This window comes from Maribacter halichondriae (genome assembly GCF_027474825.1).
GTDB classification, from domain to species: domain Bacteria; phylum Bacteroidota; class Bacteroidia; order Flavobacteriales; family Flavobacteriaceae; genus Meishania; species Meishania halichondriae.
The window spans coordinates 504,692-522,926 of the sequence record NZ_CP107030.1; the positions used below are offsets into that span (position 1 = coordinate 504,692).

Below are 18,235 nucleotides of genomic sequence, written 5' to 3' on the forward strand. Positions count from 1 at the left end.
TGGCGCCGTGCCCGCCGGCAGGCAGGAATTACACCTGCCGGCCGGAGGGCTGGTTTGGCAAAAAAATAACTAAATACAAACAAATGAAAACAAAGTTAGGGTTAGCCATAATAGCTTTGGCACTATTGGTCGGAGTCCAATTTTTAACAAAGAACAACAACACCGAAACGACGCAAAATTATCAAAAAGCGTCCTTTAATTTTATAAAGTGTACATCTACCAAATATATGTTGGATGTGGTGGATACCACCCAACGAATCTCACCACTTTTCACGAATCTTGGTAATCTCCATTTTTCAATAAGCACTAAAAATGAGAGGGCGCAAGCCTTTTTTGACCAAGGTGTAAAATTGTCCTATGCCTTCAACCATGCTGAAGGGCACCGCTCATTTATGGAAGCGGCAAGATTAGACTCCAACTCTGCGATGACGTATTGGGGGCAGGCGTTCGCGCTGGGTCCAAATATCAATGACCCATTACCTGATGAAGAGCGTAAAAATAAAATAAACGAGGCCATGGTCAAGGCTAAAAAGTTGGCAGCAAAAGCCAGTAATAAAGAGCAGGCACTTATTGAGGCCTTATCCGCTAGGTACAGTGAAGATTTGACAGCCGATGTTGCCGAACTTAATATGGCCTACATGAATGCCATGACCAAGGTGGTCAATAAATATCCTGAAGATGCCAATATCCAGATTTTATATGCTGCATCGGTAATGAATACGGTTCCATGGAATTATTGGGACAAAGACGGTAATCCTTCCCCGAATATTAAAGAAGCGAAAGCAGCATTGGAAAAGGCCATTGAACTAGAACCGGAAAACCCCGGTGGACATCATTATTATATTCATATGGTGGAATTGCCTTATCCAGATTTTGGGGAACCAAGTGCGGATCAGTTGGCTTCTTTAATGCCCGGCGCAGGTCATATCGTGCACATGCCTTCTCATATTTATATTCGGGTAGGCAGATATTTGGATGCCGTAAAGGTGAACCAAGCCGCAATTTTGGCCGATGAAGATTATATTGCGCAGTGCTTTTCCCAAGGGCTTTACCCACTTGGCTATTATCCGCATAATATTCATTTTTTATGGTCTTCCGCCAGTTTATTGGGAAGCAGTGAAATTGCAATAGATGCGGCCAAAAAGACTGCGGAAAAAGTACCGATGGGCGAATTGATTGCAATGCCCTTTCTTCAAGATTTTGCGTCGACACCTATGTTGGCCTACACACGTTTTGGAAAATGGAACGAGATTCTGACGATACCAGCACCCAATGCAGAAATCAAACATTTGACATTAATGCGTCACTATGCAAGAGGAATTGCCTTCGTTCGAAGAGGAAATGCCAAAGAAGCACAAGAAGAACTGCATGCCATTGAAGAAATTCGAAAAGATCCGGAGTTGAAAGATTTGATCGCAACGGCGAACAATGATTCCCATTCCATTGCCAATGTTGCCCATGAAGTAGTTGCCGGTGAGCTGGCAGCACTTAATGGCGATTTGTCAAAAGCAACCGAACATCTAAAAAAGGCGGTCAAACTAGAAGATAATCTTGTTTATACCGAGCCTGCCGCCTGGCACATTCCTACCCGGCAAAATTTAGGCGCTATTTTGATGAAGGCCAAGAACTATGAGGAGGCCGAAAAGGTTTACAAAGAAGATTTGCAAATTCTGCGTCAAAATGGTTGGTCATTAATGGGTTTACATAATAGCCTAAAGGCACAAGGAAAAATGGAAGAAGCCAAAACCATCAAAGAAGAATTCGATAAAGCTTGGGAACATGCCGACATTGTAATCGATAATTCAATATTGTAAAATAAAAAGCCATTGGGTTTACAGAAAACATCGAAATTTTACATTTTTGGGGGCCTTATTATCTTAGGTGTATTATTGGTTTCATACTTTTTCATAAACCAAAAGGAAGAATTACCAATCTATAACCCAACGGATTTTAATCCGGAATTGGTTGATCCCAGTTTACAACAAAAGACCACCGACCATACCGTTTCAGATTTTAAGCTTACCAATCAGAATGGCGAAACAATCACTCAAAAAGACTACGAGAACAAAATTTATGTGGTTGATTTCTTTTTACCAGCTGCCCGAGTATTTGCCCGATCATGACAAGCAATATGGAAAAAATCCAATCCGCTTTTAAAGATGATGCGGATGTGAAACTACTATCCATATCAGTAACACCAATATTGGATAGCATTCCTGTTCTGAAGGAATATGCTACGAAAAAGGGAGTAATCGATGCCAAATGGAACATCACTACTGGCGACAAAAAACATATTTATAATTTAGCCCGTAAGAGTTATTTTGCGGTAGTCAATGAAGGGGATGGTGGCCTACAGGATTTTATTCATACTCCTAATTTTATTCTCGTCGACAAAAACAAGCAGATTAGGGGTGTCTATAATGGAACCAATAACGAAGAGGTAGAACATGTTATTCAAGACATCAAAAGTTTATTGGACTAATCGACCAAAAACTTTTCAAAAAACCTGTTACCATCAAAGAGTCCATGAATTTTCTCCGTTATATGGAATACATCCTTTATATTCCCCGGAATAGGGTCGTATCGCAAATGGTTTTTTCCGATTTCCTCAGAGGTGAAATAACCGACCAATGTAAATTGCTTTACCCTGCGGTAAAAATCCAACGGTGCCTGCTCGCCTAAAAAAGTGCCCCAAATACTGGGATTGAACTTGTTGGTCTCCTCCCCTACTTGTTTTAATATTTCCGCACGTTGGTCGTTGTTCAGATTCGTAAATGGTTTACTGAATTTTTCCTGACAGATTTCGGCAAAGCGATCATAGCCCTTCATAACGTGTTCTTGGTCTTCGGGAGACAAGGTTTTTGCGAACATCAAATCCACGAACATATCTACCTTTAAATCTTTGGCACCGGGAGTGTCAGTTTTAGGAAGAATCATTTCTGTGATTTCGGAAACCTGGGCCGCTTGTTCCTCAGTGAAGAATTGTGGTTGCCAATCGATTCTTTTTTGGTCTTGACACGATTGTAATAAACTTGCCAATGTACTTCCGCCCAGCGTTACCCCTGCCAAAAGCGCTGTATTTTTGAGTGCTTTTCTTCTATCCATAGCTATATATTCTGTTTATTAAGTTCCTTGACGGCATGGTCGGCCGCTCGTGCCGTAATCGCCATGTACGTCAATGATGGATTCACACAAGACGAAGAGGTCATACATGCACCATCCGTTACAAAAACGTTTTTGGCGGCATGTACTTGATTGAATCCGTTCAAGACTGATGTTTTCGGGTCACGCCCCATTCGCGCAGTACCCATTTCGTGAATGCCATGCCCTGGAGGGCTCTGATTGTCAAAACCAAGAATATCCTTAAACCCTGCCTTTTCAAGCATATCCACTGCATCCGATTTGATTTGCCGATTCATGGCTTTCTCGTTCTCTTTAAACTCACAATCAATATTCAAAGTCGGTAATCCCCATTTATCCTTCAAATCAGTATTAAGGGATATTTTATTTTCATGATAGGGAAGGCACTCCGCAAATCCGGTAATAAAAAAGCCCCATGGACCGGGTTTGAACAATTTGTCCTTGAAGTCCGCCCCGAATTCCTGATTATTGATTCCCGAGCCCCAATTGGATCTTCCGGCTCCGCCTTGATATCCAAAACCACGAACAAAATCATTTGATTTCGTATTCTCATCGAGGTTCACATAACGTGGAATATAAATTCCGTTCGGTCGTCGACCTGAGTAATATTCATCCTCGAAACCTTCGATGCTCCCCATGGCTCCGACTTTATAGGTATGGTCCATCAAGTTGTGCCCCAATTCTCCACTATCGTTACCAAGCCCATTCGGAAAGCGATCGGATTTCGAATTCAACAAAATCTTGGTAGAACTTAAGGCGGAAGCATTGCAAAAAACAATTCTGGAATAAAACTCCATTTCTTCCATCGTCTCGGAATCTACGATTCGAACACCTGTCACTTTTTCTTTTGCATCATCATAAATAAGCGAACTCACAATCGAATGTGGCCGTATCGTCAGATTACCTGTTCTTTCCGCTGCGGGAATTGTCACGGCATTGCTGCTAAAATACGCCCCGAACGGACATCCTCTTGAGCATCGATTTCTGAATTGACATTTTCCACGCCCGTTCAAGGGTTCTGTCAAATGGGCACATCGCCCAATAATCAAATGCCGATTCTCATAATTGTCTTGGATTCTTTTTCTGACGTGTTTCTCGACGCAATTCAATTCCATCGGTGGTAGAAAATGGCTATCGGGCAAATGGGGCAGACCTAATGGCTCACCACTGATACCTGCAAATTTTTCTACATAGGTATACCACGGTTCAATATTCTTATAACGAATCGGCCAATCCACTCCATGACCATCTTTTGCATTTGCCTCAAAATCGAGATCGCTCCAACGGTAGGTTTGTTTTCCCCAGACAATAGATCGTCCACCAACTTGGTGCGCACGAATCCAAATAAAAGGTTTTACTTCGGTATACGGATTCTCTTCATCGTTCGCAAAATTATGAGCCGTATCCGCACCGCCCCATCCGACTCTTGATAGTGAATGGTGCTTTTGCTTTTCTTCATAATCCAAGGCTCCTCGAAGTTCAAAATCCCATGGATCTTTTGTAGCGGTGGGATAATCTTGAGGATGTTCGATCATACGGCCGCGTTCAAGAACAAGTGTTTTCAAGCCTTTCTCGCACAATTCTTTAGCGGCCCAGCCTCCGCTGATGCCAGAACCGACGACGATGGCATCATAGGTGTTTTCTGCTTTTGCTTTGATATTCAAGTTTGCCATGAAGTATTTTTATTGAGGAAAAAACGAGTACACAAGATAGTCAACATTTGGGGGATTATGCAAATGCCCCTGAAATAACCATGATCAGGGCATAGCTAAAAAGTGGTCACTTGCTCCTTTGCCATTTTGAATTCGCCCATTATTTCATCAACGATCTGAGCAGCAGGTTTAATGTCGTGGATAAGCGCGGAAATCTGCCCGATTTCGAGCTCGCCCTCTTCCAAATCACCTTCAAACATTCCTTTTTTAGCCCGTGCCCGCCCCAACAATTCTTTTAACTGTTCTACGGAAGCTCCTTGGGCGTATGCTTTTTGCACATCTTGATAAAACTTATTTTTGATGAGCCGTACCGGTGCCAACTCTTTAAGGGTCAATTCTGTATCGCCTTCTTTCGCTTCTACCACCTTTTGTTTGAACAACTCGTGGGACGAGGCTTCATGGCTAGCCACAAAACGACTTCCTACTTGTACACCATCAGCACCAAGCACCATAGCAGCCAACATCGCCCGACCCGTAGCGATACCACCAGCAGCGATTAAGGGAATATCTATTTTTTCTCTCACTGCGGGAATCAAGACCAAAGTCGTCGTCTCGTCCCTTCCATTGTGCCCGCCGGCCTCAAAACCTTCCGCCACTATGGCATCGATGCCAGCTTCCTGTGCCTTAAGGGCAAATTTTACACTACTGACTACATGAACTACGGTGATTCCCTTTTCTTTTAAATAGGATGTCCATGTTTTAGGGTTTCCTGCGGAAGTAAAAACGATTTTGATGCCCATTTCCACAATGATATCCATGATTTTGTCAAGATCCGGATACAGCATTGGCACATTGACTCCGAAAGGTTTTTCGGTCGCCTGTTGGCATTTGTAAATGTGCTCACGAAGCACTTCGGGATACATGCTTCCGGCACCGATGAGACCAAGACCGCCCGCATTGGATACCGCGGATGCCAAACGCCAACCACTGGCCCATATCATTCCGGCTTGGACGATTGGGTATTCAATTCCGAAAAGCTGGCTTATTTTGTTTTGCATAAAATACTGTCTATTCGAGCGCCCGCCTGAAGGATGTATTCAGGCGGGCAGTTGGGAATTATTTAAGAATGTCTCTTGACCTCTCGACTGCGTCTGCCGGTCGGCAAGACAGGCTCAAGGGGACAATGTAAAATTTAAGAAATCACCCCAGAACCAATCAATTCATCCCCTATATACCAAGCCACAAACTGTCCTTCGGTAATCGCCGACTGTTTGTTTTCAAAATCGACATATAACCCACCATCGATTTTATAAAGTGTAGCTCTTTCCAAAGGTTGTCGGTAACGGATCCGTGCCAAGACCTGCATTTTTTCATCTACTTTCAAGGCCAAATCGGGCCGCACCCAATGTACTTCTTCTTCGTTTACGAAGAGGGTTCTTCTGTACAGTCCGGGGTGTGATTTTCCTTGTCCTGTATAAATTACATTTTTCTCAACATCGGTTTCTATCACAAACAGCGGTTCTTTGGTTCCTCCTACATCCAAACCTTTGCGTTGGCCTTTTGTAAAATAATGTGCGCCTTGATGCTCGCCTACTATTTTGCCATCGGTAATTTCATATTCCGGCTTTTCGGAATAATACGCCAACTCGGCTTTCTTTGATTCAAATCTAGACTGGTGACGGTTGTATTGTGAAACATTGGAAGGCACCTCAACAATGACGCCCTTTTTCGGTTTTAATTTTTGTTGGAGAAAATCGGGCAAACGAACCTTTCCTATAAAACATAAGCCTTGAGAATCTTTTTTATCGGCAGTCACCAAACTCTTTGAGGCAGCTATTTTTCGAACCTCTGGCTTGGTCAATTCCCCAATCGGAAATAATGTTTTTGCCAATTGTTCTTGAGATAACTGACATAAAAAATAAGATTGGTCTTTGTTGTCGTCTACTCCTGCCAATAGTTGAAAGGTTTCGGAACCATCTGAGTTTTCCAAAACCCCTTTTCGGCAGTAATGTCCGGTCGCGACATAGTCGGCGCCGAGTTGAAGGGCGATTTTCAAAAAGACATCGAACTTTATCTCGCGATTACAAAGTACATCGGGGTTTGGCGTTCGGCCTTTCTCATATTCACGAAACATATAATCGACAATACGTTCTTTGTATTCTTTGCTCAAGTCGACCGTCTGAAAAGGAATGCCCAACTTTTCGGCTACAATCAAAGCATCGTTGCTATCTTCTAACCAAGGACACTCCTCTGAAATAGTTACCGAATCATCGTGCCAATTTTTCATAAAAAGTCCGATGACGTCATACCCCTTTTCCTTTAAAAGATATGCGGCAACGCTAGAATCTACCCCTCCCGAAAGTCCTACGACCACTTTTTTCATCACATCTAAAATAAAAGACAAAAATACAAAATTAGCTGGCAAGCTTTGTAAGGCCCAGCACAAGCTATTACATCAATTTGTAAGGACAGTTATAATCCATCGACATTCAATTTCATAAGCAACCAATTTCTATTTTATCCATCTTACTACATATATGGTTTTGTCAAATAAGTATAAAGAACGATACTCCTTTGGTTTTGACTTCTTAAATTTCTCATAAAATGATTGCGTCAAATTGAAAATATCATATTTATTCCATTAGTTTAAAGCAAAAATTAAAAATAGATTATGAAAAAGTTTCAAGAATTTAATGTTGTGTTCCTTGCAATAGTTTTGCTGTTAGCAACCAGTGCCTGTAATTTAGATGATGGTGTCAATTCAATTCCATTGCCTGAATCAAACATCATTGAAGTAGCTTCGGGCAATACGGACATTTCGTCTTTAGTAGCTGCGATTGAACGTGCCGAACTGACCTCGACCCTTTCGGGCAATGCTAAATTTACCGTACTTGCCCCAACGAATACTGCTTTTGATGCCTTCCTGGCCGCCAATGGTTTTGGAAACGTCAACGACGTACCGGTTTCGACCTTAAAAGAACTTTTGCTAAATCATTTAGTTAGTGGTACCATTAGTGCGGCCAATTTGGCCGTATTACAACGAAACTATTTGGAGTCACTGGCCAACGGCCCAGTGGACGGTACCAAACTTGCACTTTATTTTGATGCTACAGGAGGAGGAGTAACGTTTAACGGCCAATCCAGTGTTACCGATGCAGATATTTTGGCATCAAACGGGGTCATACATATTGTAGATGCCGTGGTCGAACTACCCACCCTTGATACTTTTATTTCCTCTGATGAAAATTTCGAGGATATGGGAACGGCCCTAGATTTGATTACGCCGGTATCCGATTTACCGGACGAAATCAAAGATGGGCAAAACGGTCCGTTCACGCTATTCGTCCCCTCAACGGATGCCTTTCAAGCATTGTTGGATTCAAATTCTGACTGGGAGTTCTTGAGCGATATCGATGAAGCCCTTTTAACCTCGGTTATAGCACATCATGCCGTAAATGGAAATATTCGGTCAGAAGGTTTAGCTCCTGAAACCGTTATTACCACATTGGAAGGCGATGAGATTACAATCAACTCCCTAGACGGAAATGTTGAAATTACGGATGGATCAGGAAATCCTGGAAGTGGTATTGCCATTTTTAATATTCAGGCATTGAACGGTGTTATACATATCATAGATAAAGTATTGATACCAGATACTACCAACTAGAAATGTATTCCATCACTGAGAAATAATGAACCGCCATATGGCGGTTTTTTTATGTCATAAAAACTTGAGAATACGAGAGATAGAAGCATTTTCTAAAACATTTGTTAAGGAATCGTGCATTTCATCCTTTATTTTGTTAAACTTTTTGTAAAACAAGTTAAACAAAGCAACCTTTTTAAAATTGTTCATCTATTTTTAGAAAAGATTAAACAAAATACTTTGTGGAACATATTTAGTTATTGAATAAGTTTTAAAAAAATTACTTCTGTTCCCCCTGACGAATGAGCTTTTACAAATTGATTTGTTTTTGAATTTCAAAAGTTTAACAATTTAATCCTTAAAAACAGTTTATTATGAAAAGATTGAGCACTTTAAAAAGTATACTGCTCTTGGCAGTATTCTCGATGTTCGTTGTGTCTTGTGACAAGGAAGACGACAACCCAACGGACAAAATGGAAAACGATGCAATGGCAACCATTGTAGAAACAGCTCAGGCAACAGATGCCTTAAGCAATTTAGTTGCTGCCTTGGGGCAAGCCGATGCAGGTTTAGTGGAAACCTTAAGTAGTGAAGGTCCGTTTACGGTCTTTGCTCCGACAAATGACGCCTTTGTAGCATTATTAGATGCCTTGGGCGATGATTACAATAGTTTAGAAGATTTCGATACACAAGCCGAAAAGGACTTGTTGCGAGATATTCTTTTATACCATGTTATCACCAGTAAAGTACTTTCTACCGATTTGGCCGAAGGAGATGTTCCGACCGCCTACGCAGACAATAGTGTACAAGTTATTGCCAGCGGAGGCACTTTTGTAATTGGAGATGCTTCTGAAACGGATGCCAATATTACCGCTGTTGACATTGAAGCTTCAAACGGTGTTGTACACTTAATAGACAAAGTACTTTTACCGCAAGCTGCCATTGACTTCGTAATGAGTTTAGGCGAGGAGGAAGAAGAAGAAATGGAGTCTAACATTGTAGAATTGGCGAAGTCTGTTGACGACCTCAGTTTGTTAGTCGATGCCTTGATTCAGGCAGATGCTGGCTTGGTGGACGTCTTGAGTGGTGACGGACCGTTTACCGTATTCGCTCCTACCAATGCCGCTTTTGCCGCTTTACTTGATGTTTTAGGAGACGATTACAACAGTCTTGAAGATTTCGATACGGATGAAGAAAAGGCTTTATTAGCCAAAGTGTTGACGTATCATGTGGTCGGTGCACAAGCACTATCAACAGACCTAAGTGATGGTCAGATGATTGCCACCGTACAAGGTGAAGACGTTACCGTAAGTCTAGAAGGAGGCGTATTTATTGGTGATGCTACAGACACTGATGCACAAGTGGTAACTGCTGATGTAATGGCAAGTAACGGTGTCGTACACGTAATCGATAAAGTTTTATTGCCTCAAGAAGTATTGGACTTGTTGGCCCCTGCAACACCTAATATCGTAGGTTTGGCGCAATCCGTAGATGACTTAAGTCTGTTGGTTGATGCGTTGATTCAGGCCGATGCCGGTTTAGTTGACGTTCTTAGTGGAGATGGTCCTTTCACCGTATTCGCTCCTACTAATGCAGCCTTTGCAGCTTTATTGGAGACTTTGGGAGATAACTATAATAGTCTAGAAGACTTTGACACAGACGAAGAAAAAGAAATCTTGGCCACTATTCTTACCTATCATGTAGTTGCGGGAGCGGCTGTCGAGTCGGGCGATTTGACCGACCATCAAATGATTACCACCGTACAAGGTGAGGATGTAACCGTTAGCCTTGATGGAGGAGTATTCATTATTGATAAAACGCATACGGGAGCACAAGTGGTTACCGCTGATGTGATAGCGAGCAATGGAATTGTTCATGTCATCGATAGGGTATTATTGCCACAAGAAGCACTTGATGCTCTCGGTCACTAAATGAAAGACGTTAGTTGATTAATTTTTGGTTGTTGAAACTTCCCGCGCCATCTTAGTTTTTGAGGATGGATGTGGGAAGTTTTTTTATGCCAATTCCCTAATAAAACAGACGTCAAAATTTTCATACATCACCACAGCAACTTTTAGCATACAAAAATCGACGCTTGACAACTATTAATTTTTTTAAAGGGAATGATGCGCATCTTTGAAATCCCAAATCTTACCAAACTTAACCTACTTAATGTTGAAAGCCCGGACATCTCTCCGGGCTTTTTCATTTCAAATCAGAATCAAATCTTGAGAGGAATCCTGAAGGGAATATCCTTGTTATTTTCTGGACATTACCTTCTTCACGATTTGCTCAGATCCTGTATTTATAATCATAATGTAAACGTCCGGAGCCAATCGGTTAACATTAAACCTAAGATCATTAGATCCTTTTTTAACAGATCTACTATCGTCTTTAAGTACTGTTCGACCGTTCATGTCGTACATTCTTATATTGAGTCTGGCATCGTACTTAATCTTGATATTCAGGTTCAATTCATTGACAAAAGTCAAAGGATAGGCCCTAACAACAGTCTCGTTGACGACCGCTTCTGGCTGCTCTTCAGAATTGGTTCCTCCACTGGTGTACACAACCTCTTCAACTGCGATATTTTCAGTTACCTGTTCTTCCTCATCTTCCTCATTGGTTACGAACTCCTCATCAATAATCTCCTCTCCCGTTACGACAACACCTTCCGTATCACCCTCATTACCAATCGTTACTTCAAGCGTTACGGAACAGCCATTCGCATCAGTAACGGTAGCGGTATAGCTGCCTACGCTTAGACCTTCGGCCGTATCGGTAGTCGCACCATTGCTCCAAGCAAACGAATAGGGTGCCGTTCCACCAACACCAATAGCCGTCGCCGAACCATCACTTGCGCCAAACGCACTGACGTTTTCAGTAATATTGATACTGCAGGCCAATACATTCGGCCCTGTTATCATTACCGAACATTCCGATGTTGCTCCTGTGGCATCCTTGACAGAAACGGTATGATACCCAACTCCAAGGTTATCCACCGTGTTGTTATTGGTGTAAGCACCACCATCCCATGAATAGGTATAGGGCGCATGACCACCGTAGCCGGTAACAGTAGCAACTCCGTCCTGGCTCCCAGCACAACTGGCAGGAGTGTCTTGCGCAACGCTACATATCAGATTTTTATTGATGATAATTTCACAACTGGTCGTGCCACAACCATTACTATCGGTCACGGTTACCGTATGTGGACCATAGGTCAAGGCGACCGCCGTTTGGGTCGTCTCACCGTTGTCCCACAGATAGGTATAGGATCCACTTCCTCCCATAGGGTTGACCGTGGCCACTCCATCTTCTGAAAGATAGTTGCTGGCTAAGACATCCTGTGTAATACTGCAACTCATTTCACCTGTTCCGGTTACGGTAACCCAACATTGCGATGTTGCACCTGTAGAATCCATTACCGTGACATTATGGTCTCCTACACTCAAGTTATAGTTGGTAGCATTCTCTGAATATGCTCCTCCATCCCAAGAATAGGTGTAGGGTCCATAACCACCGTAGGCGGTTACCGTTGCAACACCGTCATTGCCACCGCCTGCACATCCTGCCTGTGCATCAAGCTTGACACTACATATCAGCACCTTGGTGATATAAATCTCACAAATGGTCTCATGTCCACTCGAATCCCTCACGGTAACCGAGTGCATGCCGTATGTCAGAGCGGTGGCGGTCTGGGTCGTCTCTCCATTATCCCAGGCATAGCTGTAGCCTCCCGATCCTCCGGCAGGATAGACCGTTGCGGCCCCATCAGCGGACAGATACGTACTGGCCAACACGGTTTGGGTAATGGAACAGGCCAAATCATTTGGACCAGTCACCATGACCGAACATTCGGTTGTATTACCTTCGGAATCCATGACAGTAACGGTATGGTAACCTACATCTAGATTGTTGACCGTGCTGTTGTTGCCAAAGGTACCACCATCCCAAGAATAGGTATAGCCCGGATATCCACCAAAGGCAGTAACAGTCGCCTGGCCATCGCTAGCACCGGCAGAACTTACCGGGGCATCAAGTCTTATGCTGCATATCAAGTTCTTTTGTATGAACAGTTCACAGCTAGTTTCGCCGCAACCATTAGTATCTACGATAGTCACTGAATGCGGACCGTATGTCAAAGCGGTCGCGGTCTTGGTGGTCTCACCGTTGTCCCACAGATAGGTATAGGACCCACTACCGCCCACAGGGTTGACTGTGGCCACTCCATCCGCTGCCTGGAAACTGGTTGCCAGTGCATCTTGGTAGATACTACAACTTAAGTCGACTGCCCCACCTCCTGGGACTTCAATATAACATTGCGTCGTAGCTCCGGTAGTATCCATGACAATTACTATATGGTTTCCGGCACTTAATGCAGAATTGGTCGGGTTACCAACAAAGGCACCGCCATCCCAAGAATAGGAGTAATCACCGTAACCTCCGAACGCCGTGACCGTAGCCACGCCATCGTCGCCTCCTGTACAGGTGGCTGCGGATACCAGACTGACACTACAGATTAAAGTCTTGCTGATAAAAATCTCGCAGGTCGTTTCACCACATTCCGCATCTGTTACGATAACCGAATGTACACCGTACGTCAAGGCAACCGCTGTTTGGGTAGTCTCGCCATTGTCCCATAGATAGGTATAGTCTCCTGATCCTCCAGTTAGCATTACCGTAGCCACACCATCAGCACTCTGGAAACTGGTCGCCAATTGATCTTGTTCAATGCTACAAGCCAACATCTCATACGATTCAACCGTAAAGGCATCCGAAGTAGCTGAACACCCTTGGTCATTGGTCACAGTAACAGTATAACTTCGGGCATTTACGGTTATCATCTGTGTGGTTTCTCCGGTTGACCAAAGGTAGCTAGCATAGCCTGCACCTGCATCAATACTACTCCGTTGCCGTCGTAGCAATAGGTATCGTCTCCTGTAATTTCAGGCACGTCAACAGCATCCAAGGTCGCGCCGATCGTGAACACTTCAGAATCAGCAGTACAGCCAGAGGCGTTCTCGGCAGTTACCGTATAATCAGTTCCAGGTGTAAGGCCCGTGATATTTCCATCAACGTCCACGGCGCCCGATGGGCTTACCGTATAGGTCAATCCCGCAACAGGCACCAGACTTGCGCTGCCCGCCATTTCACAGGTAGCATCGACCACCGTTACTACAGGCGCGTCAACAGCATCCAAGGTCGCGCCGATCGTGAACACTTCAGAATCAGCAGTACAGCCAGAGGCGTTCTCGGCAGTTACCGTATAATCAGTTCCAGGTGTAAGGCCCGTGATATTTCCATCAACGTCCACGGCGCCCGATGGGCTTACCGTATAGGTCAATCCCGCAACAGGCACCAGACTTGCGCTGCCCGCCATTTCACAGGTAGCATCGACCACCGTTACTACAGGCGCGTCAACAGCATCCAAGGTCGCGCCGATCGTGAACACTTCAGAATCAGCAGTACAGCCAGAGGCGTTCTCGGCAGTTACCGTATAATCAGTTCCAGGTGTAAGGCCCGTGATATTTCCATCAACGTCCACGGCGCCCGATGGGCTTACCGTATAGGTCAATCCCGCAACAGGCACCAGACTTGCGCTGCCCGCCATTTCACAGGTAGCATCGACCACCGTTACTACAGGCGCGTCAACAGCATCCAAGGTCGCGCCGATCGTGAACACTTCAGAATCAGCAGTACAGCCAGAGGCGTTCTCGGCAGTTACCGTATAATCAGTTCCAGGTGTAAGGCCCGTGATATTTCCATCAACGTCCACGGCGCCCGATGGGCTTACCGTATAGGTCAATCCCGCAACAGGCACCAGACTTGCGCTGCCCGCCATTTCACAGGTAGCATCGACCACCGTTACTACAGGCGCGTCAACAGCATCCAAGGTCGCGCCGATCGTGAACACTTCAGAATCAGCAGTACAGCCAGAGGCGTTCTCGGCAGTTACCGTATAATCAGTTCCAGGTGTAAGGCCCGTGATATTTCCATCAACGTCCACGGCGCCCGATGGGCTTACCGTATAGGTCAATCCCGCAACAGGCACCAGACTTGCGCTGCCCGCCATTTCACAGGTAGCATCGACCACCGTTACTACAGGCGCGTCAACAGCATCCAAGGTCGCGCCGATCGTGAACACTTCAGAATCAGCAGTACAGCCAGAGGCGTTCTCGGCAGTTACCGTATAATCAGTTCCAGGTGTAAGGCCCGTGATATTTCCATCAACGTCCACGGCGCCCGATGGGCTTACCGTATAGGTCAATCCCGCAACAGGCACCAGACTTGCGCTGCCCGCCATTTCACAGGTAGCATCGACCACCGTTACTACAGGCGCGTCAACAGCATCCAAGGTCGCGCCGATCGTGAACACTTCAGAATCAGCAGTACAGCCAGAGGCGTTCTCGGCAGTTACCGTATAATCAGTTCCAGGTGTAAGGCCCGTGATATTTCCATCAACGTCCACGGCGCCCGATGGGCTTACCGTATAGGTCAATCCCGCAACAGGCACCAGACTTGCGCTGCCCGCCATTTCACAGGTAGCATCGACCACCGTTACTACAGGCGCGTCAACAGCATCCAAGGTCGCGCCGATCGTGAACACTTCAGAATCAGCAGTACAGCCAGAGGCGTTCTCGGCAGTTACCGTATAATCAGTTCCAGGTGTAAGGCCCGTGATATTTCCATCAACGTCCACGGCGCCCGATGGGCTTACCGTATAGGTCAATCCCGCAACAGGCACCAGACTTGCGCTGCCCGCCATTTCACAGGTAGCATCGACCACCGTTACTACAGGCGCGTCAACAGCATCCAAGGTCGCGCCGATCGTGAACACTTCAGAATCAGCAGTACAGCCAGAGGCGTTCTCGGCAGTTACCGTATAATCAGTTCCAGGTGTAAGGCCCGTGATATTTCCATCAACGTCCACGGCGCCCGATGGGCTTACCGTATAGGTCAATCCCGCAACAGGCACCAGACTTGCGCTGCCCGCCATTTCACAGGTAGCATCGACCACCGTTACTACAGGCGCGTCAACAGCATCCAAGGTCGCGCCGATCGTGAACACTTCAGAATCAGCAGTACAGCCAGAGGCGTTCTCGGCAGTTACCGTATAATCAGTTCCAGGTGTAAGGCCCGTGATATTTCCATCAACGTCCACGGCGCCCGATGGGCTTACCGTATAGGTCAATCCCGCAACAGGCACCAGACTTGCGCTGCCCGCCATTTCACAGGTAGCATCGACCACCGTTACTACAGGCGCGTCAACAGCATCCAAGGTCGCGCCGATCGTGAACACTTCAGAATCAGCAGTACAGCCAGAGGCGTTCTCGGCAGTTACCGTATAATCAGTTCCAGGTGTAAGGCCCGTGATATTTCCATCAACGTCCACGGCGCCCGATGGGCTTACCGTATAGGTCAATCCCGCAACAGGCACCAGACTTGCGCTGCCCGCCATTTCACAGGTAGCATCGACCACCGTTACTACAGGCGCGTCAACAGCATCCAAGGTCGCGCCGATCGTGAACACTTCAGAATCAGCAGTACAGCCAGAGGCGTTCTCGGCAGTTACCGTATAATCAGTTCCAGGTGTAAGGCCCGTGATATTTCCATCAACGTCCACGGCGCCCGATGGGCTTACCGTATAGGTCAATCCCGCAACAGGCACCAGACTTGCGCTGCCCGCCATTTCACAGGTAGCATCGACCACCGTTACTACAGGCGCGTCAACAGCATCCAAGGTCGCGCCGATCGTGAACACTTCAGAATCAGCAGTACAGCCAGAGGCGTTCTCGGCAGTTACCGTATAATCAGTTCCAGGTGTAAGGCCCGTGATATTTCCATCAACGTCCACGGCGCCCGATGGGCTTACCGTATAGGTCAATCCCGCAACAGGCACCAGACTTGCGCTGCCCGCCATTTCACAGGTAGCATCGACCACCGTTACTACAGGCGCGTCAACAGCATCCAAGGTCGCGCCGATCGTGAACACTTCAGAATCAGCAGTACAGCCAGAGGCGTTCTCGGCAGTTACCGTATAATCAGTTCCAGGTGTAAGGCCCGTGATATTTCCATCAACGTCCACGGCGCCCGATGGGCTTACCGTATAGGTCAATCCCGCAACAGGCACCAGACTTGCGCTGCCCGCCATTTCACAGGTAGCATCGACCACCGTTACTACAGGCGCGTCAACAGCATCCAAGGTCGCGCCGATCGTGAACACTTCAGAATCAGCAGTACAGCCAGAGGCGTTCTCGGCAGTTACCGTATAATCAGTTCCAGGTGTAAGGCCCGTGATATTTCCATCAACGTCCACGGCGCCCGATGGGCTTACCGTATAGGTCAATCCCGCAACAGGCACCAGACTTGCGCTGCCCGCCATTTCACAGGTAGCATCGACCACCGTTACTATCGGGGCGGCAAGTTCGACTGGTTCATTTATAGTAAAACTTTCAGTGATAGTACAGCCTTTATCATCGGTTATCATAACCTCATACGTACCTGGAGAAAGGCCCGTTTGATCTTCGTCAGATACCGATAAACCACTTCCATCGGCTGTGGACCAAGCATAAGCGTAAGGAGTTACCCCTCCCGAAACGGACAAGTCAATTGCCCCCGTCGCATCGCCAAAACACAGAACATCGGTTGTAGTAGCGGTCGCTGTCAAAGCGGGTCCAACGGTAATGCTTGCAGGAATAGTACACCCGTCTGCATCCGTCACAGTAACAGAATAGTTTCCTGGCGCAACAGAAAATAAGTCTTCAGTAGTGGCTCCATTTGACCATGAGTAATTGTAAGGTGCCGTACCGCCCATGACATCTAGGTCAATATCAACATTATTGCCACTTGAACAAGCCGCAGTCGCCATCGCCTGCAATGGTGGGTTAATTATTAGAGTGCCTGTTGGTCTATCACATTTTGAACTGTTCACATCGCCACTTAAAATCGGGCATGGGTCGTCTGAAGGCACAGTCCATGCAACCATAATATTGCTCAGTTCGAGTGAAGATCCGCAAGTATATGTAACTTGTCCAAAATTAATAACTTGAATACCATTGCCTTGATTTTGGACTGGAACATTATCAAGAATGCTATTCTTCGGAATAATAGGTCCACTACATTCTGCAAAAGTTGTGACCGTTGGAACACCATTTACATCGGTGGTGGTCAAATCACCCATAACTGCAAGGGCAGGTCGATTACTATTTGTGTTGTGCAGAACCGTTATTAGTAAGTCATATGTCAAAACATCACCAGGCATACATGTTGTACAACCAGTTCCACTAAGTTCTGCACTTAACAATTGTACATCGTTAGCGGTACAATTTAAATTAAGCGGTCTTAAATCTTGCTGTTGCTGGGCGATTCCAAATAGGGGAAGTGCCATAAGACCAACAAAAAATAAGAAAACGCCCATTTTGGACATTCTACTTGATTTTTTGAAATTCTTCTTTTGTAATTCTAAATACGAATTGTCAGCTATCGGCAAAGTACCGGTAGGATAATGGGTAGTGTTTTCCATGATAAAGTTTTTAGGTTAGCTATAACTTTACCATAACAACAAAAAATTAGACTCATTGAATCTGTAAGAATGTGGGGCTCTTACGAATCAACAATCAAAAAAAGGAAAGTGAACAAATAAACTTGTTCTAAAAATTTAAAAAAATGTTTGGGGGAAGTAGTAATGTAAAAATCTAAAGCATAAGCACTTGTTTGTTTAAAATGTAACTTTCCAAATCAACATTGTTATGATAAAGTTCCAACAGTTCTGATGATAACGTTAACATTTTCATAA

The 18,235-nt window shown here is 45.3% G+C and carries 9 protein-coding genes and 1 pseudogene; 4 read left to right on the forward strand and 6 right to left on the reverse strand.

From position 1 onward, the window contains the following. The first annotated feature begins 83 nt into the window (after nt 1–83). Together N8A86_RS02330 and N8A86_RS21345 are read left to right on the forward strand one after the other, a co-directional pair. The gene (locus N8A86_RS02330) at nt 84–1,814 is read left to right on the forward strand and encodes a tetratricopeptide repeat protein (RefSeq protein WP_273567609.1); all 1,731 of its coding nucleotides are present in this window, start codon (nt 84–86) and stop codon (nt 1,812–1,814) included. Nucleotides 1,815–1,961: 147 nt separating this feature from the next. Beyond that, nucleotides 1,962–2,482: pseudogene (locus tag N8A86_RS21345) on the forward strand (SCO family protein). Here N8A86_RS21345 and N8A86_RS02340 read toward each other — a convergent pair. The 4 genes from N8A86_RS02340 to mnmA form a co-directional block, all read right to left on the reverse strand. Continuing rightward, the gene (locus N8A86_RS02340; protein ID WP_273567610.1) at nt 2,479–3,105 is read right to left on the reverse strand and encodes a gluconate 2-dehydrogenase subunit 3 family protein; all 627 of its coding nucleotides are present in this window, start codon (nt 3,103–3,105) and stop codon (nt 2,479–2,481) included. The pseudogene N8A86_RS21345 and the gene N8A86_RS02340 overlap by 4 nt on opposite strands. Nucleotides 3,106–3,107: 2 nt before the next feature. Then, on the reverse strand, nt 3,108–4,814 hold the full coding sequence (locus tag N8A86_RS02345) for a GMC oxidoreductase (RefSeq protein WP_273567611.1): 1,707 nt from the start codon (nt 4,812–4,814) through the stop codon (nt 3,108–3,110). A 95-nt stretch (nt 4,815–4,909) separates the two neighbouring features. After that, nucleotides 4,910–5,851 carry an NAD(P)H-dependent flavin oxidoreductase gene (locus N8A86_RS02350; protein WP_273567612.1) on the reverse strand — a complete coding sequence of 314 codons (942 nt, stop codon included), beginning with the start codon at nt 5,849–5,851 and terminating at the stop codon, nt 4,910–4,912. Between the two features lie 134 nt (nt 5,852–5,985). Then, the gene (gene mnmA, locus N8A86_RS02355) at nt 5,986–7,176 is read right to left on the reverse strand and encodes a tRNA 2-thiouridine(34) synthase MnmA (protein WP_273569006.1); all 1,191 of its coding nucleotides are present in this window, start codon (nt 7,174–7,176) and stop codon (nt 5,986–5,988) included. 288 nt (nt 7,177–7,464) lie between these two features. On the opposite strand from mnmA, the gene N8A86_RS02360 reads away from it, so the two are divergent. Next, nucleotides 7,465–8,460 carry a fasciclin domain-containing protein gene (locus N8A86_RS02360; RefSeq protein WP_273567613.1) on the forward strand — a complete coding sequence of 332 codons (996 nt, stop codon included), beginning with the start codon at nt 7,465–7,467 and terminating at the stop codon, nt 8,458–8,460. 353 nt (nt 8,461–8,813) lie between these two features. After that, entirely contained in the window at nt 8,814–10,370 is a 1,557-nt protein-coding gene (locus N8A86_RS02365) for a fasciclin domain-containing protein (RefSeq protein ID WP_273567614.1), read from the forward strand. A 327-nt stretch (nt 10,371–10,697) separates the two neighbouring features. Here N8A86_RS02365 and N8A86_RS02370 read toward each other — a convergent pair whose 3' ends face one another. Both N8A86_RS02370 and N8A86_RS02375 read right to left on the reverse strand, forming a co-directional pair. After that, nucleotides 10,698–13,283, reverse strand: coding sequence for a T9SS type A sorting domain-containing protein (locus N8A86_RS02370; RefSeq protein WP_273567615.1), 2,586 nt, complete (start codon nt 13,281–13,283; stop codon nt 10,698–10,700). Continuing rightward, complete coding sequence (locus tag N8A86_RS02375) at nt 13,280–17,962, reverse strand: SprB repeat-containing protein (RefSeq protein ID WP_273567616.1); 4,683 nt, start codon at nt 17,960–17,962, stop codon at nt 13,280–13,282. Before N8A86_RS02375 ends, N8A86_RS02370 begins: the two co-directional genes overlap by 4 nt. Between the last annotated feature and the right edge of the window lie 273 nt (nt 17,963–18,235).

Bases quoted from the DNA above. Each gene is read 5' to 3' on its own strand.
- mnmA (WP_273569006.1), bottom strand. From the start codon at position 7,176: ATGAAAAAAGTGGTCGTAGGACTTTCGGGAGGGGTAGATTCTAGCGTT.
- N8A86_RS02360 (WP_273567613.1), top strand. From the start codon at position 7,465: ATGAAAAAGTTTCAAGAATTTAATGTTGTGTTCCTTGCAATAGTTTTG.
- N8A86_RS02350 (WP_273567612.1), bottom strand. From the start codon at position 5,851: ATGCAAAACAAAATAAGCCAGCTTTTCGGAATTGAATACCCAATCGTC.
- N8A86_RS02345 (WP_273567611.1), bottom strand. From the start codon at position 4,814: ATGGCAAACTTGAATATCAAAGCAAAAGCAGAAAACACCTATGATGCC.
- N8A86_RS02375 (WP_273567616.1), bottom strand. From the start codon at position 17,962: ATGGAAAACACTACCCATTATCCTACCGGTACTTTGCCGATAGCTGAC.
- N8A86_RS02330 (WP_273567609.1), top strand. From the start codon at position 84: ATGAAAACAAAGTTAGGGTTAGCCATAATAGCTTTGGCACTATTGGTC.
- N8A86_RS02340 (WP_273567610.1), bottom strand. From the start codon at position 3,105: ATGGATAGAAGAAAAGCACTCAAAAATACAGCGCTTTTGGCAGGGGTA.
- N8A86_RS02370 (WP_273567615.1), bottom strand. From the start codon at position 13,283: ATGATAACCGTAAATGCCCGAAGTTATACTGTTACTGTGACCAATGAC.
- N8A86_RS02365 (WP_273567614.1), top strand. From the start codon at position 8,814: ATGAAAAGATTGAGCACTTTAAAAAGTATACTGCTCTTGGCAGTATTC.